The organism is Rugosimonospora acidiphila (genome assembly GCF_039543385.1).
GTDB classification, from domain to species: domain Bacteria; phylum Actinomycetota; class Actinomycetes; order Mycobacteriales; family Micromonosporaceae; genus Rugosimonospora; species Rugosimonospora acidiphila.
In genome coordinates this window covers 45,248-71,168 of the sequence record NZ_BAABJQ010000030.1, presented here as the reverse complement: position 1 = coordinate 71,168, position 25,921 = coordinate 45,248, and the positions used below count along the sequence as shown (strand labels likewise).

The window sequence follows — 25,921 nt, the reverse complement described above, 5'->3', positions numbered from 1 at the left end:
CTGCCGCGAGCGAGCCGGCCAGATCGGCCGAGCCCACCAGACCACCCAGGCCCGCCCGGACCGACCGAATCCCACCCGGACCGACCGGCCCCACCCCACCCCGCCGGCTCCGCCAAGCCGCACGAGAAACCCCGGAACGGACGCGAAATCGCCGGGCCCGACCATGCGTCGGGCCCGGCGATTGCTCTTCTTCCTTCGGGCGAACTCGCTTCGGGCTAACTCTCTTCAGGCGAACCGTCGGGGCTGCGTTGGAGCGCGGGCGATCGGTCAGCGTGCGGCCAGCGCGTCGGCCAGGAACGCATCCGTCTCCCCGGCCGTCGGCGCGGTGGCCGGTCCCGAGCGGGTGACCGCGATCGCGGCCGCCGCGTTGGCCCGCCGTACCGCCTCGACCGGGCTGCGGCCGTGGGCCAGCCCGGCGAGGAACGCGCCCACGTGCGCGTCCCCGGCACCGTTGGCGTCGAGCTGCGACACCGCGAAGCCGGGCACCACCACCGCCGGTCGGCCCCGTTCCCGCAGTATGGCGCCGTCCGGCCCGGTACGCACCAGCACGCCGGCCCGGCCAATCCGCTCGTACAGCGCCTCGGCCGCCCGTACCGGGTCGGACTCGCCGGTCAGCGACTGCGCCTCGCGCAGGTTCGCGCTCCACCAGTCGGTGCGCGCCAACACGGCGTCGCGCACCGCCTGGGGGATGTCCGCCACCAGCGGCCCAGGGTCGGTGATCACCACCGCCTCCCCGGGCAGCCCGGCCAGCCAGCCGGCGATGGCCGGCCCGTTGGACGGGTACACCAGCCCGTAACCGGACACGTAGACCGCATCGGTCGGGCCCACCCGTACCGCGTCGAGGTGCCGCCGGGTCAACCGCGCCTCGGCGCCCAGGCTGGTCGCGAACGTCCGCTCCCCCTGGGCGTCGACGAGGGCCACATCGAACCCGGTGTCCACGTCGGGCTCGGCCGGCTGCGCGAGGTCGATCCCGGCCTCACTCAGCTGCCGCCGCGCCAGGTCCCCGAAGGGGCCGGTGCCGTGCGCTCCCGCGTACGTCACCGGCAGCCCCTGGCGCCTGGCGGCGGTCATCACGTTGTACCCGCCGCCCGCCGTCACCTGCGACGAGCGGGCCAGCATGTCGCCACCGCGTACCGGCAGCGAGGGCACGTTCATCACCAGGTCGATGACGACGTTCCCGACGTGTACCAGGCGCTCGATCATGACCGGGCCACCCCCACCGGCTCGGCCGGGCTGACCGGTCCCGAGGGCCCGGCCGGTGCCGACGCGGACCGGCCGTCGGGGTGTGCCCGCCGGTGCGCGAGCGCCGCGAACGGCAGGTAGATCACACCGGCGACCACGAACGCGACCACCCAGCCCAGGCCGTTGCGCCCGAACCAGCTGTCGGCCAGCGGCCCGGCGAACCAGACGTCCGTGGCGGACGTCTCGGCCACCGTGAACAGCAGGCCCACGCCGATGCCGGCGAGCCAGCCGATGAACGCCGGCCAGCCGATGCCGCCGTGGTGCCAGTACCGGCCGCCGCGGTGGGTGTTCATCAGGCCCTCCGCGTCGTACTCCTTGCGCCAGATCATGTCGATCAGGAACACCGCCACCCAGGCCGTGATCGGCACCGCGAGCAGTGAGATGAAGGTGATGAACGGGCCGTAGAAGTTCTTCGCGATCAGCATGAGGTAGATCGCGCCGGCCAGGGTGAGGATCACGTCGAGGCCGACCGCCAGGGTCCGGCGCAGCCGCACGCCCAGCGTGATCAGGGTCAACCCGGCGGAGTACACCGACAGGTTGTTGGACAGCAGCAGACCGCCGAACGCGGCGATCAGGTAGGGAATGGCCATCCAGGCCGGCAGCATCTGCTGGATCGCGGCCACCGGGTCGGAGGCCACGGCGATGCTGTTGTCGCCGAAGGACAGCAGTCCGCCGAGCGTGATCAGCAGCACCAGCGGGATGCCGGCGCCGGCCGCCGCCGAGGCCACCAGGTGCGCCCCCTTGGCGCGGCGGGGCTGGTACCGGGCCATGTCGGCGCCGGCGTTCGCCCAACCGATACCGGTACCGGCGGCGATGGTGCCGATACCCACGATGATGGCCGAGACCGGTGCCGCGGGCGCGTGCGCGACCGCGTGCCAGTTGACCCGGTCGATCAGGAATCCGGCGACCACGATGTTCAGCGCGCCGAATGCCCACGTGGCGTACTTCTGGATGACCAGCAGGGTGGCGTGTCCGAGCCCGGACACGGCCAGGGTCGCGGCCACGAACACCAGGATGGAGATCACCGTGAGCACCGTCGTGGAGTGCCAGCCGAACGCGATGTCCAGCAGGGCGAGCAGCGCGAACGCCGCGGTGGTGGTGTTCACCGTCTCCCAGCCCACTCGGGAGAGCCAGGACACCAGGGTCGGGCCCTTGTTGCCGTGCGGTCCGAACGGAGCCCTGGACAGGGTCATGCTCGGCGCCCCGCCCCGCTTGCCGGCCACACTGATGAGACCGACCAGGGCGAACGATCCGAACGAGCCGATCGCACCGACGATCAGCGCCTGCCAGAGGTTCAGGCTGCGCAGGGCGACCAGGGTCGCGCCCAGCGGCAGTCCGAGGATGGAAATGTTGGCCGCGAACCACACCCAGAACAGCTGCCGGGAGCTACCGGTGCGCTGGCCATCGGGTACCGGCTCGATGCCGCGGGTCTCCACGGCACCGAATCGGTTCTCCTGTTGTGCCATGACACTCACACTTTCGTCGTGTTTAGCTGTGCCTGTCCTCGCAGCTCCAGGAGCTGCCCGGCGAGCCGGTCGAGGTCCAGCTGGTTGATGTCGCGGACGGTGTCGACCGCGGCGGTGGGAAAGCCTTGGATTCCGTGTACGGCTCCGGCGATCGCGCCGGCCATCGCGGCGATGGTGTCGCAGTCGCCGCCGAGCGAGGCGGCGAGCAGGACGGCCTGCCACGGGTCGTCGGGGTACACGGACAGCACGGCGAACGCGGCGGGCACCGATTCGGTGCTGTGCACGCTGGTACCCACCAGTTGGTAGATGCGCTCGGCGGCGACGTCGGCGGGCAGCCCGCCGACCAGGGCGGTGGCCCAGGCGATGCGGGTGGCGATGTCGGCGCCCGCGATCCAGTAGCCACGCCGCGCACCGAGCCGGGCCGCGTCGATCGCGTGCCGGGTGGCCAGCTCGACGGTGGCCCCCTCCAACCCGGCGCTGACCGCGGCGGCCACGGCCGAGGCGGCGGCCAGCGCGACGCCGGTGTTGTGGCTGACCGCGCTGGCCTCCACCACCCGGTCCACGAGGGCCGGCAGGTCCTCCCCCGGCACCGCGATGCCCACCGGCGCCACGCGCATCGCCGCGCCGTTCGTGTCGCCGTACCGGCCGGTCTCCGCCACGGGTACCCCCGCGGCGACCGCCGCGACCGCCCGCTTGGTGGAGGGGCCGAGCAGGTCGAGCGAGCCGCGGGCGGCCATGGCCTTCTCCCAGGCCAGCAGCTCGCTGGCCAGGTGCGTGGGCGCGATGTGCCCGCCGCCGTCGACCAGCAGCCGGCCGACCAGGACCGCCTGTTCGGTGTCGTCGGTGACCGAGCCGGCCCGCATGTTCGGCGCGATCGGCTGGTCCGCCTCGCCCGGGGCGAACCCCGTCAGGCGGGCACCGTAGCGGGCCACTATCCGCTCCCGGGACAGGGACTGGGTAGGCATGCCCAGCGCGTCGCCGATGGCCAGCCCATAGAGGGCTCCCCTGGCCCGGGTATCCATGTCGTTCATTGGTGTCGCTCCCCGAATTGAAGCCGGATCTGGAACCTGGCGGGGTCGAGCAGGCTGTCGGTGTGTTCGACCAACTCCCCACCGAGGGTTCGGCTGATCCGCAGTGTGTGCAGGAACGTGTCTCCGGGCTGCCGGCCCAGCAGTGCCGCCTGGCGCTCGTCGAGCGCGACGATGTCGATGCGCTCCTCGCCGTGGTCGGCGTACCGCCCGGCGGCGTGCAGGGTGGCGGTCAGCGAGTCCGCGACCAGGCCGTCGTCGGGCGCCTCGCGCAGCCGGCCGACGGCGGGCACCCGGGCGCACTCCAGCGAGATGGCCGGGCCGCCGGCGATCGCGCGCACCCGGTCCACGGCCAGGAACTCGTCGTCCTCGACGCCGAGTGAGTCGGCCAGTCCCGGGTCGCGGACCAGCTCCATCCGCACGATCCTGGTATCGGTGGTGACGCCCTGCCCGGCCAGCGCGCGGGCCCAGCCGAGCCGCTGGTCCAGCGTCCGGTCGTCGAACACGACGAACGACCCCTTGCCGGACTCGGTCGCGATCATCCCCTGCCGGGCCAGTTCGGCCAGCGCCTGCCGGACGGTGTTACGGCTGACCTTGAAGCGGACGGCCAGCGCGTGCTCGCCCGGCAGCTTGGCGCCGTTGCCCGGAGACCCCGCCCGGATCTCCCGAGCCAGCGTCTCCGCTATGTGCCGATGCTTCACCGGCTGCACCTGTCCAGACATGTTCAGAAGAACCTAGGCCGGGGCTCGGGCATTCCGGTATGACCCGGGCCTGTCGCCCCGATCACAGATCCGACCCGGACACCGGTATCGAAAATGAGCGCTCATTCATTAAACTTCGCGGCATGGATGCCGATCGGGCGAGCCGCACCGCCGAGCACGTGGCACTGTTCCGGGCCCTGGAGTCGCGCCGGCGCGGCGACCGGCTGTTCGACGACCCGTACGCGGCGGCGTTCCTGACCGGGCAGTACCGGCTGGTGGCCCGGCTGGCCGCCGTCGCGCCGCTCGGTCGGCGCCTGGAGCGGTACATCGACGGGCGGTGGAACGGTGGCCCCCGCGCCTCCGCCGTGGTGCGCACCCGGCTCATCGACGACCTCGTGACCGAGGCCCTGGCCGGCACGGCTGGCGACCCAGACCGGTCGTGCCAGCTCCTGCTGCTCGGCGCCGGGTACGACAGCCGGGCGTACCGGCTACCGGCGGCGAGCACCACCACGGTCTTCGAGGTCGATCACCCCGCGACGCAGGCGGCCAAGCGGCGGCTGCTGCGCGGTCGGCTGCCGGCGGGGAGGATGTCGCACGTCCACTTCGTCCCGGTCGACCTGCTGCACGACGACCTCGGAGCGGCGCTGCGACGGGCGGGCTTCGCCAGCGCCCAGCGCACGGTGGTGATCTGGGAGGGCGTGACCAACTACCTCACCGCCGAGGCGGTGGACGCCACGCTGCGCCTGCTGGCCGGCACCACCGGACCCGGCAGCCGGATCATCTTCACCTATGTCGACCGGGCCGCCCTGGACGGCACCGGACGGTTCGCCGGATTCGAGCGGTGGCGCGACTCGGTACGCGACGCCGGTGAGCCGTGGACGTTCGGCTTCCACCCCGACGAACTGCCCGGGTACCTGACGCACCGGGGGCTCGTACTGATGTCGGACCTGTCCACCCGCGAGGCCGCCGTGCGGTACCTGGCCCCGCTGGGGCGCGACGAGCCGACCGCCGAGTTCTACCGCGTCGCCGAGGCGGAGGTCCGATAGTGCCGAAGGTCAGCGACGCGCACCGGCAGGCCCGCCGCCGCGAAATCCTGGACGCGGCGGCGGCGTGCTTCGCCCGCGACGGGTTCCACCGCACCTCGATGCAGGACATCGTCCGTGAGTCCGGGATCAGCGCCGGCCTGGTGTACCGCTACTTCGCGAGCAAGGACGAGGTGATAGCGGCGATCGTCGGGCAGTGGCACGAGCACCGCGCGGCGCTGCTGACCGGCGACTCAGCGACCGACAACCCCGCGACCAGCGACTCCGCGACCAGCGACTCCGCGAGGAAACACCCGGCGGAGCGGGCCACCGCGGCGGCGTTGCCCGCCTACCTCGACATGCTGCGCGCGATCGGGGCGCCCGAGTCCGCCGCCGACCTGCGGCTGGGCGTGCAGGTCTGGGCCGAGGCGCTGCGCTCCCCCGCCATCGACGCGCTGGTGCTCGGCGGCGTCGAGCGGTTCCAGGAGTTCGCGGCCAGGGTGATCCGTTCGACGCAGCGCGACGGCGGCCTGCCCGCCACGCTCGACCCCGACGCCCTGGCCCGGGTGCTCATCGCCATCTACCAGGGGCTCATGCTGCAGACCGCCTGGGACGGGACGGTCGACAACGACGCGTTCGTGCACGCCGTCGCCGACCTGGTCGGCCCGCTGATCGGACCCGGACAGGCCTGACCCCGACCGTCCATTCGAGATCATGGTGGCGAACCTCCCCCGGAGGGTGGGATCGCCACCATGATCTGAGTGGGCGGACGCCGGACGGCGCCGGCGGGATGATCAGCCGGCGGCGGAGGTGAACACCGGCAGGAAGCCGCCGGACTGGCCGTCTGCGGTCGGGTGGTACGACTCGCTGATGTCGAGGATGTTCAGGGAGTGCAGCCAGTTGGTGCCGCTGGCGCAGAGCTGGTGCCCGACGAATTTCGAGCGCACGTCGCCGAAGGTGAAGCCGTGCTGGGACGCGGCCGTGCTCAGGATGCCGTCGAGCAGGTTGATGCCCTCGTCGATCTTCGAGTGGGAGGTGGCGCTCAGCCCGATGCAGGTCGTGCCGAGCTGGTAGAAGACCGGGTAGTCCAGGACCACCACGCGCGCGCTGGGCGCGTGCGAACGGATCCCGTTGTAGACGTTGTTGAGCAGGCCCGGCAGCGTCGACTGGGCGGAGTTCTCCGCGCTCTGCACGGCGCTGACGCACGCGTCGGTACCCTGCAGCGCGCAGGTCTTCATGATGTTGGAGAACCCGACATCGTTGCCGCCCACCGTGACGCTCACCAGCGTGGTGCTGGAACTCAGCGCCGACAGCTGGGAGTTGATGACGGTGGCGGTGGTCGCCCCGGAGCAGGCGACCGAGGTGTAGGAGGCGGGGGCGTGGGCCGCCGCCCACAACGCCGAGTAGGCCTTGGTGCTGCGGTCGCACGAGCCGCTGGAGCTGATGTAGCTGCCAGAGCCGAGGCCGGACGCGTAGGAGTCGCCGAGGGCGACGTAGTGGACGGCGGTGGCCGCCTGCGCGGGAACGGCCATGGCCAGCGCGGCGACGGTGGCCGTGGCGACGCCGATGGCAAGGGTGACCAGACGCGTGCTTCGCACTTGTCCTCCTGGGGGATGGAGACCGGTGCCGTATAGATAACATCTGATCAATTCGGAAGGAAGGCCTCCGGCCAACTATTTGCGATCTTCGCCGAACCGGGCGGGAGCCGTTCGCCGCTGGCCCGCAAACCCTTACCACACAACGTTTCCATCACCGATGAACGTTGGTCGTCCACCCGCCCGCGCCGCCGTGAACGCTTCGGCCGCCGACGTCGCCCGCTAGGGGCGGGGCGGCTGCCCGCACAGCCACGCCAGCTGATGGATCAGCTTCTCCGGCTCGGCGAACGGATCGAGGTCGACGACCTCCCGCGGATCCAGCACGGGTACCGAGACGTGCGAGATCAGCGGATGGAGCGGGCGCACGTCGTCCTCGCCCTCGCCGAACAGGTCCTCGTGCAGCTTCTCGCCCGGCCGCAGGCCGGTGTACACGATCTGGGCGGGGCCGGGGCTCAGGGCGGCGAGTTGCCGCGCCACGCTGTCGATGCTGACCGGCCGGCCCATGTCGAGTACCAGCGCCTCGCCGTCCCGCCCGATCTCCGCCGCCTGCAGGACGAGGTGCACGGCCTCCTGGACGGTCATGAAGTACCGGGTCACCTCGGAATGGGTGACGGTGATCGGCAGTCCCGCCTCGATCTGCGCCCGGAACGCGGTGACCACGGAGCCGCGGCTGGACAGCACGTTGCCGAAGCGCACGCTCAGGAACGTGCCGTCCGCCGCCTCCGCCGCGTGCGCGGTCAGGCGCTCGGTGATCCGCTTGGAGTAGCCCAGCACGCTGACCGGGTTCGCCGCCTTGTCGGTGGAGATGTTCACGAACCTCGCCACGTCGCGGCACGCCTCCAGGACGTTCAGCGTGCCCCAGACGTTGGTCTTGACGGCCTCCGCCGGATGCCTCTGCAGCAGCGTGAGGTGCTTGAGCGCGGCCGCGTGGAACACCACGTCCGGTCGACGGTCGGCGAAGATCCGGGCTATGCCCGCCCCGTCGCGCAGGTCGGCGAGGATCAGCTCGGGGCCGTCGAGCAGCGCCCGGCCGGACAGCGACATCTGCAGGCTGTGCAGCGCGGACTCGTCCCGGTCGAGCATCATCAACTCGCCCGGGTTGGCCCGCATGATCTGCCGGCACAGCTCGGAGCCGATGGAGCCGCCCGCTCCGGTCACCAGCACCCGGCGCCCGGCCAGCCCGGCGTCGCAGGCCAGGTCGGCCACCACGTGCCTGCGCCCGAGCAGGTCATCGATGCTCACGTCCCGGACGTCCGCGACGCTGATCCGGTGGTTGACCAGTTCGCGCACCGGAGGCACCACCTTGAACTGCGCGCCGGCGCGCAGGGTCTGCGTGCGCACCTCGCCGATGAGCTCGGCGTCGGCGTTGCTGACCGAGAGGATCACCGTGCTGGCGCCGGTCTGTTCGACCGCGGACACCACGTCGCGCCGGCCGCCGAGCATGCGCACGCCGTCGATGCGCAGCTGCCGCTTGCCGGGGTCGTCGTCGAGCAGCCCCACCGGCAGGTACCCGCCGTGCGGGTCGGAGACCATGGCGCGCAGCAGGCCGCGACCCGCCGAGCCGAGGCCGAACAGCAGGACCGGGCGCGCCGAGTTGGCGTCGGGCCGCAGCAGCCGGTCCTGGTGGTGCCGGTACATCGCGCGAACGGACAGCATGAGCAGCAGCGCCACGGCCGCGCCCAGCGCCGGGGTGCTGGCCGGGACCGGCCGCTCCCCCAGCGGTACGACGGCGCACAGCATCACCAGGGCGGTGCCGGCGGCCGTAACGGCCAGCGACCGGGCCTCCTGCAGGCTGCCCAGGGGGTCCCGGCCCCGGCGCGCCCGCAGCGCGGTCGCCGCCGCCAGGTACAGCACGGCGGCGACCAGGCCGCCGAGGAGCACGGGTACCACGTGGCTGCTCAGGTCGAACTCGAACCGGGCCCACGCGGCCAGAAGGAAGCCGCCGATCCAGGCTGCCGTGTCGGCGATGAACAGCGTCGATGTCCGGCGCCACGACTCCGTTCGGGGGCGGGCCGCGCCCGAAGGACGGGTGGCGACGGGCGCGATGACCTGCATGCACGTGCTCCTGGTCGATCAATGCCGATTAATCGAACGACGGCAGACCCATACGAAACATGTCTGATTTCGCCTGAAAAGGACGTATGAACCACTCTAGCGGCTTTGAGGAATTACGGGGCCTATAAGGGGCTTCAGTCACTTTTGGGGCGTCGTCTCGTTGAACGGGGTGCCTCGACGACGGGAGGACCCGATGGACGCAGTGTCCCGATCCGGCCTCGACGGGCCCGGGTTCCGGGTGCTGAGCACGTGTGGCGCCTTCGAGCCCGGCTTCCGCGGCGGCGGCCCGGTCCGGTCGATGGCGCACATCCTCGACACGCTGCCGGAGAACACCGCCCTGTCGCTGGTCACCCGGGATCGCGACCTGGGCTCCCCCGAGCCGTACCCGGGGCTGTCCGGCCGCTGGGTCAGCCGCCCCCGCGCCCGCGTCTTCTACCTCAACACCGGCCGGCCCGACCAGTGGCTGCGGCTGTGGCGCGAGCTTCGCGGCGAGCGCTTCGACCTGCTGTACCTCAACAGCCTCTGGGCCCCGACGTACACGGTGATGCCGGTGCTCGCCGCACGGCTCGGGCTGATCCACGCCACCCGGATCCTCATCGCGCCGCGCGGCGAGCTGTCGCCCGGCGCGCTGGCCCTCAAGGCCGGCAAGAAGCGGCTGTTCCTGAGGTGGTGGGGGTCGTACCTGCGGCGGGCGGACGTGGTGTGGCACGCCTCCACCAACCGCGAGGCCGACGACATCAGGTCCGTCTGCCCCTGGGCGCGGGTCGAGATCAACCAGGATCAGAGTTCACTGCCGGTCGAGCCGGTACCGGCGACGGACACCGTCGACGGCCCGGCCCGCCTCGTCTTCATCAGCCGGATCACCGCGAAGAAGAACCTGGAACTGGTCCTGCGCGCGCTGCCGGCCCTGCGGGGGCGGGTCGACCTGGACATCTACGGGCCGCTCGAGGACGCCCGATACTGGGCGCGCTGCCAGCGGCTGACCGAGTCGCTGCCCGCCCCGATCCGGGTCAGGTACCGGGGCGAGCTGGCACCGGAGGCCGTCCGGCAGACCTTCAGCCGCTACGACGCCTTCGTCTTCCCGACCCTCGGCGAGAACTTCGGGCACGTGATCGCGGAGAGCCTCTCCGCGTCCTGCCCGGTGATCTGCTCCGACCAGACCCCGTGGACGGACGTGCTGGACAAGGGGGGCGGGACGGTGGTGCGCGACCTGACGGTCGCCGGCCTGGCCGAAGCGATGCAGCGCGTGGTGGCCATGAGCCCGCCGCAGCGCCTGCTCGCCCGGCAGTGCGCCGGGGCGGCGTACCGGCAGTGGCGCGAACAGACCCGGGGGCGTGAGGTCAACATCGTCGAGCAGGTCCGGCGGGCGCTGTGGCCGGCCGCGACGTGAGCGCGCGGATCGCGCTCGTCACCCACGGGTTCGACACCACCGGCGGGGTCGGCACGGTGACCCGCTGGCTGCGCGACGGGCTGCGCTCCACCGGCGAGTACCGCGTGGACGTGCACAGCCTGGCCACCTCCAGCCGGGACCGGCACAGCCGGCGCCTGGCCGCACCGGGCTCCTGGCTGCGCCGCAGCCTCGACGGCGGGGATGCCGGCCCGCGCGGGGACGCGCGCGAGCACCGCTGGGGCGCCAACGCGGTCGAGGTCGAGTTCATGCGGTACCGGCCACGCCACGAGCTGACCGAGGTGCTGCGCGGGTACGACCTGGTGCAGGTGGTGGCCGGCGGGCCGGCGTGGGCGGCGGCCGTCGCCGGGGCCGGGGTGCCCGTGGTGCTGCAGGTCGCCTCGCGGGCCTGCTGGGAGCGGGAGTCGCAGCGCACCGGCCAGCCCCTGCCGCTGCGCGGCTGGCGTGCGGCCATGACCCGGTGCACCACGCGGATCGAGCGCACGGCCCTGGCCCGGGTCGACGCCGTACTGGTGGAGAACGCGGCCATGTACGACTGGGTACGCGGCGCCGGGCCGGCCCGCGTGATCAAGGCCGCACCCGGGGTGGACACGACGCTGTTCGCCCCCGCCGACCGGCCGTGGCGCCCCGACGGCCACCTGCTTTCGGTGTGCCGGCTCGGCGACCCGCGCAAGGGCCTGGACCGGATGATCCACGCCTACGCCGCCCTGGTGCGCCGCCACGAGCCCACCCCGGACCTGGTGATCGCCGGCCGGGGAGCGCTGCCCGGGCCGCTGCGCGAACTGGTGGCCGGGCTCGACCTGGGCGCGCGGGTACGGGTACTGGCCGACGTGCGCCCGGACGAACTCGTCGAGCTGTACCGGGGCGCGTCGGTGTTCCTGCAGACCTCGCACGAGGAGGGACTCGGGATGACCGTGCTGGAGGCGATGGCCTGCGGGCTGCCGGTGGTGTCCACCGAGACGGCCGGCAGCCGGGAGACCGTGCGGGACGGGGCGACCGGATGGCTGGTGCCGCAGTCGCCGGCCGGCGGGGTCGCCGCGGCGGTCGCCGACCGCACGCTGCGGGTGCTGTCCGACCCGGGCTGCGACTTCGGCCGCCGGGGGCGGGAGCGCTGCCTGAGCCTGTTCTCCTCGCGGGTCGCCCTGCGCCGCTTCACCGACGTCTACGACGACCTGCTGGGCCGCGGCCCGGGTGGGCGGGTGGGGACCGGCGATCCGCACGGGGCCGGCGATCCGCACGGGGCCGGCGGTGCGCGCGGTGCGCGCGAGGCCGGCGCACCGGGGTGGACGGCCGGCCGGCGGTCAGGAGCGCAGCAGCCGGTCGGGCAGGGGCTCCCCCGCGAGCGGACCCTCGGCGGCGGTCGGCTTGCGCCACCAGGCGTGCGCGAGGGCCAGCAGGCACAGCCGTGACGCGGTCATGTCGCCGCGCTTGACCAGGTCGGCCAGCGCCACCCGGGGCAGCAGCGCCGCCGCGCTCAGCCAGTTGAGCATGGCCGGGCCCAGGCCGAAGCACGACCGGGTGTACCAGACCCGGTTGCGCGTGGAGTAGTAGTTCCACCGCGCGCCGATCACCCGGGACCCGTGGTGGGTGGCCACCGCGTCGCCGCAGCACAAGATCCGCCAGCCGGCGCGCCGGGCGCGGATGCACAGGTCGGCGTCCTCGGCGCCGAGGAAGAACGAGCCGTCCATGCCGACGCCGTCGGCCACCTCCCGGCGAATGAACATCACCGCCCCGGTGACCCAGGCGCACTCGACCGTGACCGGGCCCGGGTCGACCAGCACCTTGGGTACCCGGCGCCAGCGGGTCAGCCAGGCCGCCCCGGACTGCAGGGTGTTGTCCTCGTGCCGCAGCACCGGCCCGACGATGCCGGCACTCTGGTCGGCGAGCAGCACGTCCAGGCAGCGTTCGAAGGTGTCCCGGGGCAGCGCGATGTCGTTGTTGAGCAGCACCATCGCCTCGGTGCGGCGCCCGCGTACGGCCGTCGTGAACGCCTCGCCGTAACCGAGGTTGCGCCCGGGCACCAGCCACTCCACCGCCGACCGCAGCGCGTCCGGGCGGGCGGCGCCGTCGTTGGCCACGACGACGACGTCGGTGTCGAAGTCCGCGAGATGGTTGGCCAGCCGGAGGGTCGGTTCGACATCGCCGTAGTGCACGACTACCGAGGTCGACCGGGGCACCGGCCTTTCCGAGCGCGTCATCAAGGTACCCACGTTAGCCTAGAATACGGATACAACGCCCAGATGACGCTAAGAGGTTCGATGTCGTATGAAAAGTGGCGGCACCAGGTCGCCGAGCGCACCCCGGCGCCCGTCCGCAACTGGGTGGCCGCGGCCCGGCTGGCCCGGCTGCGCCAGCGCAACGCCTCCCGGTCGGCCCAGGAGGTCTTCTCGGAGGTCTACGCCGCCCGGCAGTGGGGCCTCGGCGACCGCTTCGACTCCGGCACCGGTTCGCGCGGCGACGCCCCGATGCGCTACGCGGACTTCATCCGGCGGCTCATCGAGGACAGCGGGGCGCGCAGCGCCGTCGACATCGGCTGCGGCGACTTCCGGGTGGCGTCCATGTTCGTCGACGCCCTGGAGCGGTACGAGGGGGTGGACGTCGTACCGGATCTGATCTCGCGCAACCTTCAGGCGCACGGCCGGCCGGGGGTGAACTTCTCGCTGCTCGACGCGGCGAACGACGACCTGCCCGAGGCCGACGTGTGCCTCATCCGCCAGGTGCTCCAGCACCTGTCCAACGCTCAGATCACCGCGATCCTGGACCGGTGCCGCCGGTACCCGCTGGTGGTGGTGACCGAGCACGTGCCGGCCCCCGACCGCGCCCGGGAACCGAACCGCGACAAGCCGCACGGGCCGGACACCCGGCTGGACACCGGCTCGTGGGTGGACATCGAGCTGTCCCCGTTCGGCTGCGCACCGGTCCGGGAGGTGCTGCGGATTCCGGCGCCCACGCCGCTGTACAGCCCCGGCGAGATGCTGCGCAGCCAACTGTGGCGCCCGGTCCAGGGCGGCCAGTGGTGATCGAGGTCGCCGACAAGGTCTACCGCAACCGGGGCAACACCGCCGTGCTCGACCTCGTCGACCGCGACGCGGTGACCGTGCTGGACGTGGGGTGCGGCGCCGGCGACAACGCGGCGTCGCTGCAGCGGCGCGACCCGCACAAGCGGATCTTCGGGATCACCGGCTCGCCGAAGGAGTGCGCGCTGGCCGGCGAGCACATGGAGCTGTGCTGGGTCGCCGACCTCGAGGCGGAGCTGCCGCCGGAGATCGACAAGATCCAGTTCGACTGCCTGGTCTTCAGCCACGTGCTCGAACACCTGCGCGACCCGGCGGCCCTGGTCGCCCGGCTGGTGCCGAGCCTCGCCCCGGGCGGCACCTGCGTGATAGCGGTGCCCAATGTGCTGAACTGGCGCGACCGGCTGGACTTCCTGCGGGGACGGTTCGAGTACCGGGACATCGGCACCCTCGACGCGACGCACCTGCGCTTCTACACGTACCGCACGGCGGCGCGGCAGCTGCTGGCGACGGCGCCGGAGCTGGCCGTCGAGCTGGTGACCGTCTCCGGCGACGTGCCGCTGTGGCGGCTGATGCGCAGGCTGCTGCCCGAGCGGACCTGTGTCGGGATCCGGGAGCTGGGCCGCCGGCGGTGGCCCAACCTGTTCGGCTGGCAGGTGCTCATCAAGGCGCGGCGGGTCGAGGCGGCCGGCAACCCGTAGCCGCCGTCGCCGCCGTCGCCGAGCGCCGCGACCGCGCCGCCGCCAGGAACACCACCGAGGACACCGCGTACCCGACGCCGGGGATCACCGCGATGCCGGTGGTCGGCCAGTGCCACAGGATGGCCAGGCCGAAGCCCGCGGCCACCACGGCGAGCCCGGGCACCCGCAGCAGGATGACCCGGCCGCCCAGCCCGGCGATGAGCGCCTCGTGGCCCAGCAGATAGTCCACGGACTGCATGACCCCGACGCCGCAGAGCACCGCCACGATCGGCGCGGCGGGCAGGAACGCCGACCCGTACGCGCCGCCGATCCACAGCCGGACGGTCAGCGTCAGGGGTACGGCCACCGCCAGCGAGGTGCCGGCGGTGCGCCACAGCTCCCGGCGCAGCGCGCCGGCTCCGGCGGCGAACGTGCCGCCCTGCCGGCGGGAGAACCAGTGCATCCCACGGGACTGCCCGGCGGCGAGCACCGCCCCCTGTGCGGCCACCCCGATCGCGTAGAACGCGACCACCTCCGGCCGGAACAGCGCGGTGACCGCCAGCAGGTCGAACCGGTACTGCAGCTGGGTCATCCAGTTGCCAGGCGCCAGGCGCACCGAGTCGGCGAGCGTACGGCCGATCGGGATGTGGCCCACCCGCCCGCGCTCGCAGCAGCGCCACAGCCACAGCGCGGTCGCGGCGGCCTGGGCGACGGACACCGCTACCAGCCAGCCGGCCAGCCCGGTGGAGCCGGCCACCAGCAGGCCGCCCATGGCCAGCAGGGCAGCGGCCTGCGGCACGATCCGAGCGGCGTTGAACTCGACGCTCATCCGGCCCATCCGCTGGGCCTCCGCGGCCCCGAGCGAGCTGAACTGGTTGGCCAGCACGATGAGCACCGCGGCGACGAACACCACCGCCGCCGGGCGCAGGAACGCCGCGACCCCGGCGAGGGCCGCCAGCGCCGCGGCGATCGACAGCAGCAGCGGCGTGGCCAGCTCGCGCAGCTTGTGCCGGCCGGGCGTCCAGTCGTCGAGCACGAGCACCTGCGGCAGCCCGCCCAGCGCGAACACGCCGATGGTGGAGGCCCAGGTCTGCCAGGTGACGTACTGGCCGCGCCCGGCGGGGCCGAGCACGCGGGAGACCAGGACGCTGGACAGCAGCCCGCCGACCAGGAGCCCGCCGTTGGTCAACAGGGTCGACGCGCGCCCGGCAAGCGGGCGCAACAGCAGGCGCGGCAGCCGGCGGGCCGGCCGGGATCCGCCCGGCCGCCGAACCGCCGACGGCTCGGCCACCTCGGGCGCGTCGGCTACCGCCGGCGGATCAGTCACCGTTGGCGGATCGGCCGCCGTCGGCGCGTCAGCCACCGTCGGCGGATCAGCTACCGCCGCCGGATCGGCTACCGCCGGCGCGTCAGCGGCCGTCGGCTGATCGGCCAGCGCCGCCTGGGGAGGCTGGAAGGGTTGGGGAGGCTGGGGTACCGGCGGCCGGGCGGCCGGTGCCGGCGGGACCGGATCGGCCCGCTCGTCCGCGACGCTCATGCCTGGGGGCGGCGATCAGCGGGCTCGCTCCCGCCATCCGGATCGCCCGGGGGGCGCGGTGCGACCGAGCGCCTGGGCCGGGGCGTGAGGCAGGCGGCCAGCGTGGCCGGCCGGTGTCCGCGCCCGGCGTCCGGGATCTCGCGGAACCGGGCGCGGTCGACCGCGTGCGACATCAGCGCCAGGGATCGGGCCACCCCGCGCCGGGCGCGGCACGGCAGGCTGCGCTCCCGGCGCAGCGCGATCGACAGCTCGCCCGACGCGGTCAGCAGCGGCGGCCAGGCGCCGCGCGGCGACCGGCTGGGCCGCAGCGCCTCGATGACGCGCCCCGGCACGGCCGGTAAGACCACGTCGCAGTTGACCTGCGCGGCCAGCTCGCGCAGCGCGCCGACACCGAACCACAGCAGGTGTACCGGCGGCAGGTCGGTGTCCCAGATCGCGTGGGCCGGGCTCGCGTCCCGGTTGGGCGTGGTCACCAGCACGCTGCCCCCGGCGGCCAACGACGCCAGCGCGCCGGTCAGCAGGTGGGTCGGCGCCGCGACGTGCTGGATCAGCTCCAGCGCGATGACCAGGTCGACGGCCTCCGGCGGTCGGGCGGCGAACTCCTCGGTGGTCAGGAACCAGTCGTCGTGGCCGAACCGGGTGCGCGCCCGGGCGACGGTGGTGGCCGAGAGGTCCACGCCGACGCAGGCGATACCGGCCCGGCGCAGCGCGTACGTCAGGTGCCCCTCGCCGCAGCCGAGGTCGACCACCCGGGCGCCGGGGCGCAGCCGGTGGCGGACGTGATCGCGGACGTACCAGTAGGGCAGCTCGCAGGAGGCGAGCAGGTCCAGCGGTTGCGGGTGGCGGGTCACCGCCGCCGCGTACCCGGCGCGCTGGTCGTAGCCGGGCAGCTTGCCGGTGTGCCGGTAGATCGTGTCGTACAGCCCGGCGGGTACGTCCAGGCGGCTACTGAACCGCAGCAGGCACCGGGGGCATTCCAGCACGCAGACCCGGTAGCCCTCGACGTAGCCGTCGAAGTCTCCGGAGACCCGGTCGCTGCCGGTGCGGCAGGTCGGGCACGGGGTGCCGACCGGCGGCGGGTGCCGCCGGTCCTGCCACGTCCGCTGCTCGCCCGCTCGGCCCGGCCGGGCGGGCCGCAGAGTCGTCGCCCCGGCATCCGATCGGCCGCCGTCCCCGACGGGACGCTGTGCATGCTCCACCTGAAGCCCCAAACCCCCGTGAGTAACAGGTACCCGTAAAGCACGCTATAGGGTCTTTCAGGCTCCTTGGGCGTTTTCCGGGGAGACGGGGTCCGGCAGCGGGCAGCGGTACCCGGGGAAAAAGGCCGGGCCGGGCCGCCAGCCGGGATCGCGGCGCAGCCCCTCGGCATGGTGCGCGCCCAGCAGCCGCGCGTACCCGGGCTCGTCGAGCACCCTGGTTCCGACCGAGTACGGCACCAGCCCGGTCGGGGCGAACGCCCGCTTGTACCGGAAGATCCCGTCGTCCGGGGCGTACCCGCCGCCGAGCACGAACCGGCTCGCGCCGGCCGCCCTCCCCCACCGGCAGACCTCGAACTTCAGCAGGTCGTTCGGGCGCAGGTCGAACGCGTCACGGTCGGTCCCGCCCAGGTACGAGTAGAGGGTGTCCGCCGAGACCAGCACGAGTTCGGTGGAGACCACGCGCCCCGCGTGCAGGGCGTGGAAGAACGCGAACCGGCCGGGCATCCCGGCGACGATGGTCTCGAAGAAGGCGCGCGGGAAGTAGAAGCCGTCCGCCGCGCTGCGGCGGTCCATGGTGCCGGCGTAGACGCGCAGGAAGTCGTCCAGCCGGGCGCCAACCTCGTCCACCTCGACCGTCACGCCGGCGCGCCGGGCCTTGTTGACGTTCTTGCGCACCTTGTGGTCGAAGCCCCGCCACTGCGCGTCCTCGGGCATCCGCAGGTCGCACACGACGTTCGTGAGCCTGGGCTCGACCCGGCCGGGGTGAGCCAGCCGCTGGTCGTCGAGCAGTGACAGCCGGGTGAACTCCGAGACGACCCGCCGGTCCCGGCAGAACTCGTCGAAGGCCACCCAGAACTGCTTGGCGTCGGGCTCGTCCAGCGGGGCCTGGCAGAACGCCCCGGCGTACCCGTACGCGCTGGTCACGTCGAAGGCCGGCGGGCCCTCCCGGCCGCTGGTGGGGCCGCTGGCGGGGCCGAGGAACGAGGCGTCGCGGTCAATCGGCCGCTGGCGCGTCAACCCCGCGGCGAGGTGGGGCGCGTCGACCGGGCGCAGGACGAACGGGTACAGCACCGGGCCGGAGTCGGTCTCCGCGAACGCGGCCAGCGCCTCCTGCCCCTCACCGGCGAACAGCCCCACGTAGGCCGGGTGGGCGAACACCTCCCGGGTCGGCCAGGCGTCGTGAACGGCCTGCCAGCGCTCGCGGTCGCGAGGGACCCGGGCGTTGTAGATCTCGAATCTCATCTCGTCTTTCCGTCGCGCTGCCGGGGCGGGGTCAGATGCGCCGCGCCGAGCGCCGCTCACCGTACTCGACGCGGCCCCGGCCGGGGTCGCTCAGCGACATCCGCATCCGCACGAAGCGCGCGAACCACGCCGTGGCGCAGCCGGCCGCGGAGCCGGGCCGCACCGCGTAGACCCGGGACGGCGCCACCAGTTCGGCGAGCCCGTGCGCGATGCCGGCGCCGGTCGCGCCGGGCTCGACCCGCAGCACGCTGCCCACCATGCGCACCCTGCTCACCTGGCCGTCGCCGTGCCGGACCGACAGGTCCCCGAATCCGTAGGCCGCGCGCTGCGCCTGGAAGGTCGGCCAGTCGAGGATCCGCAGCGGCGTGCGCGCCGCCCCGGCCCCCGGTGTCGGCACGTCCTCCCACCACGAGTACCCCATCTCCTCGAAGCCCAGCTTCTGGTAGAGCGCGTACGCGCCCACGTTGTCCACCTCGACGTCCAGCCCGAGCGCCGACACGCCGAGGTCGCGGGCGATCCGCACCCCGTCGTCGAGCAGCCGGGTGCCGTAGCCGTGCCCCCGGTACTGGGCGCGCACCGACAGGCCGTTCAGGAACAGCTGGGCGTGCATGATCCGCCAGTCGGCCACGGCGATCACCTCGCCGGCGACCCGGGCCGCGCGCAGGATGACCGTGCGCTGCCCCGGCGCCGGGGACAACGCGGCGCCCAGGTACGCGTCGGCGCCGGTGGCGTGGTACGCGACCAGCCCCTGGCACTCGACGGGTACCGACGCGGCCAGCAGCCGGGCGGCGGCCCGCCGCCCGTCGCCGTCGTGGCCATCAATGGACTGGATGTCCGTCTCCCCGATCATGGGCGGGACATCCCCCTCTCCTCATCCAGGTCGAGCATGTCGCCGGCCGGGTCGGCCGACACTCCGGAACTCGCGAAGACCCGGCCCACCGTGCGCAGCGCGATCCGGGCATCCAGCCACAGCGACCACTGCGCGACGTACCGCGCGTCCAGCGCGAGCCGGTCGTTCCAGCTGGCCGCGTTGCGCCCGGTGACCTGGGCGAGCCCGGTGATGCCCGGGCGCACCGCGAAGCGCAGCAGCTCGGGGCCGGCGTAGCAGCTGTCGTACCGGGGCAGCAGCGGCCTCGGTCCGATCAGGCTCATCTCGCCGCGCAGCACATTGATCAGCTGGGGCAGCTCGTCGATGCTGTACCGGCGCAGGAACCCGCCCAGCGGGCGGGCCCGGTCGCGGTCGGGCAGCAGCCGGCCCTGGGCGTCCCGGGCGTCGGTCATCGTGCGCAACTTGAGCAGCCGGAAGTGCCGCATCGAGCGCCCGGTCCGCTCCTGGACGAACAGCACCGGGGCGCCCATCCGCACCCGGACCAGGCCCGCCGCGACGAGCAGGATCGGCCCGGCCAGCACGAACACCAGCCCCGCCAGCATGACGTCGACCAGGCGCTTGACCGCCGCCGGCAGCCCGGCCGGCCCCACGCCCGACGGCGCGGCCGTGCCCGGCGCGCCAGCGGCATCCGCCGCGCGGTTCACGCCCGACGACGCGACTGACGACGACGTGGCCGGCGACGACGTGGCCGGCGACGACGTGGCCGGCGGCGCGGGCGCGTTCAGCGGTCCGGCGGGGTGCGCCGGACCGGCCGAACTCACCGTTCGTCCAGGAACTGGCCGATGGCGCCGAACACCCGCCCGAGCTGCTCCTCGCCGAGCGCCGACCCGCTGGGCAGCGCGAGCCCGGTCTCGAACAGCCGCTGCGCCGCACCCGTGATCAGCGCGTGCGCGCCGGAGAACAGCGGCTGCAGGTGCATCGGCTTCCAGAGCGGTCGGGTCTCGATCTCGGCGGCGGCGAGGTGGGCGGCCAGGTCCCGGGCCTGCCAGCCGGCCCGCTCCGGGTCCACCAGGATCGTGGTCAGCCAGCAGTTCGCCCCCGGATCGCCGTCGCCGAGCAGGCGCACGCCGGGGACCGAGGCGAACAGTTTCGCGTACCGCTCGCGCAGTTGCCGGCGGCGGGCCAACATGCCGTCCAGGCGCACCAGCTGGGCGCGGCCGAGGGCGGCCAGCACGTTGCTGAGCCGGTAGTTGTACCCGACCTCGGTGTGCTCGTAGTGCGGCACCGGCTGCCGCGCCTGCGTGGACAGGTACCGGGCCCGCTCGGCCAGCAGCGGGTCGTCGCAGACCAGCATGCCGCCGCCGGAGGTGGTGAGGATCTTGTTGCCGTTGAAGGACAGGATTCCGGCCCGGCCGAACGACCCGGCCGGCCGGCCCCGGTAGGTGGCGCCGAGGTACGTGGCGCCGAGCGCCTCCGCCGCGTCCTCCAGCACCGGTACCGAGGCGGCGGCGCACACCGGCAGCAGTGCGCCGTAGTCCACGCAGGCGCCGAACATGTCCACCGGCACCACCGCGGCCACCCGCCGCCCGCTGACCCGCAGCTGGCGCAGCAGCTGGGCGACCAGGCCGACGTCGATGTTGCCGTTGACCGGGTCGCAGTCGACGAAGACCGGCTCGGCGCCGGTGTAGCGCACGGCGTTGGCGGTGGCGACGAAGGTGAGCGTCGGCACGATGACGACGGTGCCGGGGCACGCGCCGTAGGTCTGCAGGGCGAGGTGCAGCGCCGCGGTGCCCGAGCTGAGCGCGACCGCGTGCGCCCGGCCGACCCGGGCGGCGACCTCCCGCTCGAACGCGTCCACCTGCGGACCGAGCGGCGCGACCCAGCCCGAGCGCAGAGCGTCCATGACGTAGGCCTCTTCGACGCTGCCGACGTCCGGGGCGGACAGGTACACCCGGCGGGCATCAAGCTTCACGGAATCTGGCCTCCGACCGCAGAAGACACGTTGTAGCTCCCGAAGGCGTTCTATCAGCCCAGCGGCCCGGATATGGCGTCTTTCCGGATACTTGTCTGTTTCGGCGCCATTTACGGTCAAAATCGGGCGAGCAGTGGCCAGTCTGCCTCTATCGCCCGTTGACGACCATGATGCCCGATATTATGTCTTTCGAGGTAACTATCTGCTTTGATGGTCGTTGACCCAAACGCTGGCTAAATGCGCGTAGTGGAACCGGGTCGGCCAGCCGAGCCAGCCAGAGGCGTCGAGCCAGTCAGAGGTGTACGCGAATGAGCTTCCTGCCAGCGGGATGCCGGGTATTGATCACCGGGGGAACCGGCTCCTTCGGCCAGACGATGGTGCGCCGGCTGCTCGGCCACGACATCGGCGAGGTGCGGGTACTCAGCCGCGACGAGGCCAAGCAGGACCTGATGCGCCGCCGGCTCGGCGACGACCGGGTGCGCTACCACGTCGGCGACGTACGCGACCCGGACACCGTGCTGCGGGCCACCCGGGAGGTGGACTTCATCTTCCACGCCGCCGCGCTCAAGCAGGTCCCGTCGTGCGAGTTCTTCCCGCTGGAGGCCGTGCGCACCAACGTGCTGGGCAGCGCGAACGTCGTCGAGGCGGCGCAGGTCAACGGGGTGCGCTCGGTGGTCGTGCTCTCCACCGACAAGGCCGTGTACCCGGTCAACGCGATGGGCATGAGCAAGGCGCTGATGGAGAAGGTGGCCCAGGCGCACGCCCGCAACAATCCGCGCAGCCGCACGACCGTCGCCTGCGTGCGGTACGGCAACGTGATGTGCTCCCGGGGCTCGGTCATCCCGCTGTTCATCGAGCAGATCAAGGCCGGCCGGGCGCCCACGGTCACCGATCCCGCGATGACCCGGTTCCTGATGTCGCTGGACGACTCGGTCGAGCTGGTGGAGCACGCGTTCACCCACGCCCGGGCCGGCGACGTGTTCATCCGCAAGGCGAGCGCCTGCACCATCGGCGACCTGGCCACCGCGATCTGCCAGCTGTTCGACGTGCCGGCCAAGCTCGACGTGATCGGGGTGCGGCACGGCGAGAAGCTGGACGAGACCCTGGCCAGCCGCGAGGAGCTGGCCCAGGCGGAGGACTTCGGCGACTTCTTCCGGGTACCCCTGGACGCCCGCGACCTCAACTACGCGCTGTACGTCTCGGACGGCGACCCGGCCGGGGCCAGCTCCTCGGCCTTCAACTCGGCCAACGCGCCCCGGCTGGCGGTACCGGAGATCGTCCGGTTGTTGCGCACCCTGCCCGAGGTCAACAACGAGCTGGTGGCCGCCGAGCTGGAGCTGGCCTCGTGAAGATCGCCCTCACCGGAGCCGGCGGCTTCCTGGGCTGGCACGTGCGGGTGTTGCTGCACGCGCTGGGCTGGCCCGAACCGGTCGTGCTGGGCCGCGCCGAACTGGCCGACCCGGTGCTGCTCGCGAGCCGGATCAGCGGGGTCGACCGGGTACTGCATCTGGCCGGCGTCAACCGAGGCGGCGACGAGGACGTGGCCGCCGGCAACGTGGAGCTGGCCGGCGCGCTGGCCCGGGGCCTGCGCCGGTGCCCGGTGCCGCCCACGGCGGTGGTGTTCGCCAACTCGACCCAGGTCGGCAACGGCACCGCGTACGGGGACGCCAAGGCGGTCGCCGCGGCCACCCTGGCCGACGCCTGCCTGGGGGCCGACTTTGTCGACGCCCGCCTGCCGAACCTGTACGGGGAGCACGGCCGGCCGTTCTACAACTCGGTGGTGGCCACGTTCTGCCGGCAGCTGGCCGACGGGGGCGAGCCCGGCGTGCACGGCGACCGCGAGCTGGAGCTGGTGCACGCGCTCGACGCCGCCGCCCGGCTGGTCGGCGCACCGCCCGGTGGCGCCTGGGACGCGTCCATGCCGACCAAGCGCACAGGGGTGCGGGAGCTGGCCGCCTGGCTGGCCACCGCCGCCGCCACCTACCGGGCCGGGGAGATCCCGCCGCTGCGGGACCGGCACGACGTGCGACTTTTCAACACGTACCGGTCGCACTGCTTCCCCGCCCACTACCCGATCCCGCTGGTGCGCCACGCCGACGCGCGCGGCGACCTGGTAGAGGTGATCAAGGTGCACGGCCCGGGCGGGCAGGCGTTCCACTCCACCACCCGGCCCGGCGTCACCCGCGGCGAGCACTACCACCTGGCCAAGGTCGAACGGTTCGCGGTGATGCGCGGGCGCGCCGAGATCGCGCTGCGCCGCATCGGCGGCGACGAGGTGGTCAGCTTCACGGTCAGCGGCGACGAGCCGGTGGTGGTGGACATGCCCGCGATGTGGGCGCACAACATCACCAACACCGGCCGGGACGAGCTGCTCACCCTGTTCTGGAGCAACGAGATCTTCGACCCGCGGTACCCGGACACCTACCCCGAGCCGGTACGCGAACCCGGGCTCGAACTGATGGCGGCGGCATGACCACGGCCAAGGCCCGGGCACGCAAACGCGACGCCCCGCCGCCGAACGCCCCACCGGACACGCCGCCGCCGGACACCGGCGGTGCCCGGATGAGGGTGGGCATCCTGTCCCAGTGGTACCCGCCGGAGCCCGCCTTCATCCCCGGGGAGCTGGCCCGCGAGTTGGCCACCCGTGGCCACGAGGTACGCGTGCTCACCGCCTTCCCCTCCTACCCCGAGGGCCGGGTCTACGCCGGGTACCGGCAGCGCTGGAACGACCGCACCACCACCGGCTCGATCACGGTGCGGCGGGTCCCGGCGTACCCGAGCCACGACAACTCCGCCGCCCGCCGGGTGGCTAGCTACCTGTCCTTCGCGGCCACCAGCTCGCTGGCCGGGCTGCGTTACCTCAACGGCGTCGACGCGATCTACGTGTACCACCCGCCGCCCACCGCGTACGCGGCCGCCGGGCTGCTGCAACTGGCCCGGCGCATCCCGACCGTCCTGCACGTGCAGGACATGTGGCCGGAGTCGGTCACCGCCTCGACCATGGCGCCGGGCGGCCGGGCCGGGTCCGCGCTGCACCGGGCCCTGGCCGCGAGCATGCGCCGGCTGTACCGGGCCGCGTCCGGCATAGCCGTGATCGCGCCGTCGATGGCCGCCCTGCTGATCGAGCGGGGCGCGGATCCCGGCAAGGTCCGCACCGTGCTGAACTGGACCGACGAGAACCTGTTCCGCCCGGTGCCGGCCACCGCGGCGGCGCGGCGCGCGATCGGCCACCGCGACCGGTGCACCGTGATGTTCGCCGGCAACCTGGGCCCGTTCCAGCGGGTGGAGACGGCGGTGCGGGCGGCGGCCGCGGCCGGCGACCGGATGGATCTGGTGATCCTTGGCTCCGGCACGCAGGAGCCCGCGCTGCGCCAGCTCGCCCGGCAACTGCGCGCGACCAACGTGCGGTTCCTCGGGCACCGCCCCGCGCAGGAGATGGCCTCGCTGTACGCCGCCGCCGAGTACCAACTGCTCACCCTGCGCGACCTGCCGGCGTTGCGGGGCACCGTACCGTCCAAGCTCCAGGCCGCCCTGGCCTGCGGCCGGCCGGTCATCGCGTCGGCGGCCGGCGACGTCGCGCGGCTGGTGGAGTCCGCCGGCGCCGGACTCACCTGCGCCCCGGAAAACTGGCAGAAGCTGGCCGAGACGTTCCTGACCGCCGCGGCCACCCCACCGGCGCAGCGCGCCGAGACCGGCCGCCGCGCCCTGGCGCTGTACCAGGACCGGATGTCGCTGCGGGTCGGCGTCGACCAGATCGAGGACATGCTGGCCAAGGTCGGCACGCGTGAGGCGGTGTGAGCGCGGCGTGAGCCGGGTCATGACGGTGGTAGGCACGCGGCCGGAGATCATCCGGCTGTCCCGTGTGCTGTCCAGGCTGGACAGCACCGTGGACCACGTGCTCGTGCACACCGGGCAGAACTGGGATCCGAACCTGTCCGACGTCTTCTTCACCGAGCTGCGGCTGCGCCCGCCCGACCACTTCCTGCGGGTGGACACCAGCTCGCTCGGGCGCGTGCTGGGCGGGGTGCTGACCGGGATCGAGGAGGCCATCGCCGACCTGCGGCCGGACGCCCTGCTGGTACTCGGCGACACCAACAGCTGCATCGCGGCGCTGATGGCGCGCCGGATGCGGGTACCCGTGTACCACATGGAGGCGGGCAACCGCTGCTTCGACCTCAACGTGCCCGAGGAGACCAACCGCCGGCTGGTCGACCACATCGCCGACTTCAACCTGGTGTACACCGAGCACGCCCGGCGCAACCTGCTCGCCGAGGGGCTGCATCCACGCCGGATCCTGCACACCGGCTCGCCCATGCGCGAGGTGCTCGACCACTACTGGCCGGACGTCGAACGCTCGACCATCCTCGACCAGCTGGGGCTCGAACCCGGCGGCTACTTCCTGGTCAGCGCGCACCGGGAGGAGAACGTGGACGACCCCGCCCGGCTGCGCCGCCTGCTCGGCTGCCTGCGCGCGGTGCGCGGTACCTGGTCCCTGCCGGTCCTGGTCTCCACCCACCCGCGTACCCGCAAGCGGCTGGAGGCGCTGGCCGGCGACGGCATGAGCCTGGACGGCGTGGCGTTCCACGAGCCGTTCGGACTGTTCGACTACGTACGGCTACAGACCTCCGCCCGCTGCACGCTGTCCGACAGCGGCACCATCAGCGAGGAGGCCGCGATCCTCGGCTTCCCGGCGGTGACCCTGCGGGAATCCATCGAGCGCCCGGAGGCGCTGGACAGCGGCAGCATCATCATGACCGGCCTGGAACCCGAGGGCGTGATCGAGGCGGTCGCGGTCACCGTGGAGCAGGTCGCCGCCGAGGGGGTCCGCTGCCCGGCCGATTATCAGGTTGCCGACACCTCTCGCCGGGTGGTCGACTTCATCTTGTCCACCGTACGCCGCCATCATGACTGGGCCGGGATCCGGCGCTAGA

The 25,921-nt window shown here is 73.1% G+C and carries 23 protein-coding genes; 10 read left to right on the top strand and 13 right to left on the bottom strand.

Annotation, left to right across the window (positions count from 1 at the left end):
• Positions 1 to 267: 267 nt before the first annotated feature.
• From ABEA87_RS34595 to ABEA87_RS34580, 4 genes are read right to left on the bottom strand one after another with little or no spacing between them, the layout of a single operon-like run.
• Positions 268 to 1,203 carry a PfkB family carbohydrate kinase gene (locus tag ABEA87_RS34595; RefSeq protein WP_345636939.1) on the bottom strand — a complete coding sequence of 312 codons (936 nt, stop codon included), beginning with the start codon at positions 1,201 to 1,203 and terminating at the stop codon, positions 268 to 270.
• The gene (locus ABEA87_RS34590; protein ID WP_345636937.1) at positions 1,200 to 2,708 is read right to left on the bottom strand and encodes a purine-cytosine permease family protein; all 1,509 of its coding nucleotides are present in this window, start codon (positions 2,706 to 2,708) and stop codon (positions 1,200 to 1,202) included. Before ABEA87_RS34590 ends, ABEA87_RS34595 begins: the two co-directional genes overlap by 4 nt.
• Positions 2,709 to 2,713: 5 nt before the next feature.
• Positions 2,714 to 3,739 carry an ADP-ribosylglycohydrolase family protein gene (locus ABEA87_RS34585; RefSeq protein ID WP_345636935.1) on the bottom strand — a complete coding sequence of 342 codons (1,026 nt, stop codon included), beginning with the start codon at positions 3,737 to 3,739 and terminating at the stop codon, positions 2,714 to 2,716.
• Positions 3,736 to 4,437, bottom strand: coding sequence for a GntR family transcriptional regulator (locus tag ABEA87_RS34580; protein ID WP_345636932.1), 702 nt, complete (start codon positions 4,435 to 4,437; stop codon positions 3,736 to 3,738). The genes ABEA87_RS34585 and ABEA87_RS34580 overlap by 4 nt, the downstream gene beginning before the upstream one ends.
• Positions 4,438 to 4,580: 143 nt before the next feature.
• On the opposite strand from ABEA87_RS34580, the gene ABEA87_RS34575 reads away from it, so the two are divergent.
• Both ABEA87_RS34575 and ABEA87_RS34570 read left to right on the top strand, forming a co-directional pair.
• Entirely contained in the window at positions 4,581 to 5,483 is a 903-nt protein-coding gene (locus ABEA87_RS34575) for a class I SAM-dependent methyltransferase (RefSeq protein WP_345636930.1), read from the top strand.
• Positions 5,483 to 6,151 carry a TetR/AcrR family transcriptional regulator gene (locus ABEA87_RS34570; RefSeq protein ID WP_345636928.1) on the top strand — a complete coding sequence of 223 codons (669 nt, stop codon included), beginning with the start codon at positions 5,483 to 5,485 and terminating at the stop codon, positions 6,149 to 6,151. Before ABEA87_RS34575 ends, ABEA87_RS34570 begins: the two co-directional genes overlap by 1 nt.
• 102 nt (positions 6,152 to 6,253) lie before the next feature.
• On the opposite strand, the gene ABEA87_RS34565 is transcribed toward ABEA87_RS34570, so the two are convergent.
• The gene (locus ABEA87_RS34565) at positions 6,254 to 7,057 is read right to left on the bottom strand and encodes an SGNH/GDSL hydrolase family protein (RefSeq protein ID WP_345636926.1); all 804 of its coding nucleotides are present in this window, start codon (positions 7,055 to 7,057) and stop codon (positions 6,254 to 6,256) included.
• 219 nt (positions 7,058 to 7,276) lie between these two features.
• Positions 7,277 to 9,109 (bottom strand): polysaccharide biosynthesis protein, encoded by a 1,833-nt coding sequence (locus ABEA87_RS34560; RefSeq protein WP_345636923.1) that lies wholly within the window; start codon positions 9,107 to 9,109, stop codon positions 7,277 to 7,279.
• 193 nt (positions 9,110 to 9,302) lie between these two features.
• Here ABEA87_RS34560 and ABEA87_RS34555 point away from each other — a divergent pair, with 193 nt between their 5' ends.
• The gene (locus ABEA87_RS34555; protein ID WP_345636921.1) at positions 9,303 to 10,499 is read left to right on the top strand and encodes a glycosyltransferase; all 1,197 of its coding nucleotides are present in this window, start codon (positions 9,303 to 9,305) and stop codon (positions 10,497 to 10,499) included.
• Positions 10,496 to 11,926 carry a glycosyltransferase family 4 protein gene (locus tag ABEA87_RS34550; protein WP_345636919.1) on the top strand — a complete coding sequence of 477 codons (1,431 nt, stop codon included), beginning with the start codon at positions 10,496 to 10,498 and terminating at the stop codon, positions 11,924 to 11,926. Before ABEA87_RS34555 ends, ABEA87_RS34550 begins: the two co-directional genes overlap by 4 nt.
• Here the strand turns inward: ABEA87_RS34550 and ABEA87_RS34545 are convergent.
• A complete protein-coding gene (locus tag ABEA87_RS34545) occupies positions 11,819 to 12,715 on the bottom strand; it encodes a glycosyltransferase family 2 protein (protein WP_345636916.1) in 897 nt (298 codons plus the stop codon). The genes ABEA87_RS34550 and ABEA87_RS34545 overlap by 108 nt on opposite strands.
• Before the next feature lie 60 nt (positions 12,716 to 12,775).
• Here ABEA87_RS34545 and ABEA87_RS34540 point away from each other — a divergent pair, with 60 nt between their 5' ends.
• Positions 12,776 to 13,537, top strand: coding sequence for a class I SAM-dependent methyltransferase (locus ABEA87_RS34540; protein ID WP_345636914.1), 762 nt, complete (start codon positions 12,776 to 12,778; stop codon positions 13,535 to 13,537).
• On the top strand, positions 13,534 to 14,232 hold the full coding sequence (locus ABEA87_RS34535; protein WP_345636912.1) for a class I SAM-dependent methyltransferase: 699 nt from the start codon (positions 13,534 to 13,536) through the stop codon (positions 14,230 to 14,232). The genes ABEA87_RS34540 and ABEA87_RS34535 overlap by 4 nt, the downstream gene beginning before the upstream one ends.
• Here the strand turns inward: ABEA87_RS34535 and ABEA87_RS34530 are convergent.
• From ABEA87_RS34530 to ABEA87_RS34505, 6 genes are all read right to left on the bottom strand, one after another.
• Complete coding sequence (locus ABEA87_RS34530) at positions 14,195 to 15,538, bottom strand: lipopolysaccharide biosynthesis protein (RefSeq protein WP_345636910.1); 1,344 nt, start codon at positions 15,536 to 15,538, stop codon at positions 14,195 to 14,197. The genes ABEA87_RS34535 and ABEA87_RS34530 overlap by 38 nt on opposite strands.
• A gap of 206 nt (positions 15,539 to 15,744) precedes the next feature.
• Entirely contained in the window at positions 15,745 to 16,947 is a 1,203-nt protein-coding gene (locus ABEA87_RS34525; protein ID WP_345636908.1) for a class I SAM-dependent methyltransferase, read from the bottom strand.
• 57 nt (positions 16,948 to 17,004) lie between these two features.
• Entirely contained in the window at positions 17,005 to 18,189 is a 1,185-nt protein-coding gene (locus ABEA87_RS34520) for a lipid II:glycine glycyltransferase FemX (RefSeq protein ID WP_345636905.1), read from the bottom strand.
• Positions 18,190 to 18,220: 31 nt separating this feature from the next.
• Positions 18,221 to 19,039, bottom strand: coding sequence for a GNAT family N-acetyltransferase (locus tag ABEA87_RS34515; protein WP_345636903.1), 819 nt, complete (start codon positions 19,037 to 19,039; stop codon positions 18,221 to 18,223).
• Positions 19,036 to 19,722 (bottom strand): sugar transferase, encoded by a 687-nt coding sequence (locus tag ABEA87_RS34510; RefSeq protein WP_345636901.1) that lies wholly within the window; start codon positions 19,720 to 19,722, stop codon positions 19,036 to 19,038. Before ABEA87_RS34510 ends, ABEA87_RS34515 begins: the two co-directional genes overlap by 4 nt.
• Before the next feature lie 113 nt (positions 19,723 to 19,835).
• The gene (locus ABEA87_RS34505) at positions 19,836 to 20,990 is read right to left on the bottom strand and encodes an aminotransferase class I/II-fold pyridoxal phosphate-dependent enzyme (RefSeq protein ID WP_345636899.1); all 1,155 of its coding nucleotides are present in this window, start codon (positions 20,988 to 20,990) and stop codon (positions 19,836 to 19,838) included.
• 308 nt (positions 20,991 to 21,298) lie between these two features.
• On the opposite strand from ABEA87_RS34505, the gene ABEA87_RS34500 reads away from it, so the two are divergent.
• From ABEA87_RS34500 to wecB, 4 genes are all read left to right on the top strand, one after another.
• Positions 21,299 to 22,339, top strand: coding sequence for a polysaccharide biosynthesis protein (locus ABEA87_RS34500; RefSeq protein WP_345636897.1), 1,041 nt, complete (start codon positions 21,299 to 21,301; stop codon positions 22,337 to 22,339).
• Positions 22,336 to 23,463: a polysaccharide biosynthesis C-terminal domain-containing protein gene (locus ABEA87_RS34495; protein WP_345636895.1), complete on the top strand. Its 1,128-nt coding sequence runs from the start codon at positions 22,336 to 22,338 to the stop codon at positions 23,461 to 23,463. Before ABEA87_RS34500 ends, ABEA87_RS34495 begins: the two co-directional genes overlap by 4 nt.
• 89 nt (positions 23,464 to 23,552) lie before the next feature.
• Positions 23,553 to 24,788, top strand: coding sequence for a glycosyltransferase family 4 protein (locus ABEA87_RS34490; protein WP_345637004.1), 1,236 nt, complete (start codon positions 23,553 to 23,555; stop codon positions 24,786 to 24,788).
• A 19-nt stretch (positions 24,789 to 24,807) separates the two neighbouring features.
• The gene (wecB, locus tag ABEA87_RS34485) at positions 24,808 to 25,920 is read left to right on the top strand and encodes a non-hydrolyzing UDP-N-acetylglucosamine 2-epimerase (protein ID WP_345636893.1); all 1,113 of its coding nucleotides are present in this window, start codon (positions 24,808 to 24,810) and stop codon (positions 25,918 to 25,920) included.
• The last annotated feature ends 1 nt before the right edge of the window (position 25,921 follow it).

What these genes read in the sequence shown, in the direction of transcription:
- ABEA87_RS34545 (WP_345636916.1), bottom strand. Translation starts at nt 12,715, where the DNA reads ATGACGCGCTCGGAAAGGCCGGTGCCCCGGTCGACCTCGGTAGTCGTG.
- ABEA87_RS34520 (WP_345636905.1), bottom strand. Translation starts at nt 18,189, where the DNA reads ATGAGATTCGAGATCTACAACGCCCGGGTCCCTCGCGACCGCGAGCGC.
- ABEA87_RS34595 (WP_345636939.1), bottom strand. Translation starts at nt 1,203, where the DNA reads ATGATCGAGCGCCTGGTACACGTCGGGAACGTCGTCATCGACCTGGTG.
- ABEA87_RS34490 (WP_345637004.1), top strand. Translation starts at nt 23,553, where the DNA reads ATGAGGGTGGGCATCCTGTCCCAGTGGTACCCGCCGGAGCCCGCCTTC.
- ABEA87_RS34540 (WP_345636914.1), top strand. Translation starts at nt 12,776, where the DNA reads ATGTCGTATGAAAAGTGGCGGCACCAGGTCGCCGAGCGCACCCCGGCG.
- ABEA87_RS34585 (WP_345636935.1), bottom strand. Translation starts at nt 3,739, where the DNA reads ATGAACGACATGGATACCCGGGCCAGGGGAGCCCTCTATGGGCTGGCC.
- ABEA87_RS34500 (WP_345636897.1), top strand. Translation starts at nt 21,299, where the DNA reads ATGAGCTTCCTGCCAGCGGGATGCCGGGTATTGATCACCGGGGGAACC.
- wecB (WP_345636893.1), top strand. Translation starts at nt 24,808, where the DNA reads ATGACGGTGGTAGGCACGCGGCCGGAGATCATCCGGCTGTCCCGTGTG.
- ABEA87_RS34575 (WP_345636930.1), top strand. Translation starts at nt 4,581, where the DNA reads ATGGATGCCGATCGGGCGAGCCGCACCGCCGAGCACGTGGCACTGTTC.
- ABEA87_RS34555 (WP_345636921.1), top strand. Translation starts at nt 9,303, where the DNA reads ATGGACGCAGTGTCCCGATCCGGCCTCGACGGGCCCGGGTTCCGGGTG.
- ABEA87_RS34560 (WP_345636923.1), bottom strand. Translation starts at nt 9,109, where the DNA reads ATGCAGGTCATCGCGCCCGTCGCCACCCGTCCTTCGGGCGCGGCCCGC.
- ABEA87_RS34590 (WP_345636937.1), bottom strand. Translation starts at nt 2,708, where the DNA reads ATGGCACAACAGGAGAACCGATTCGGTGCCGTGGAGACCCGCGGCATC.
- ABEA87_RS34515 (WP_345636903.1), bottom strand. Translation starts at nt 19,039, where the DNA reads ATGATCGGGGAGACGGACATCCAGTCCATTGATGGCCACGACGGCGAC.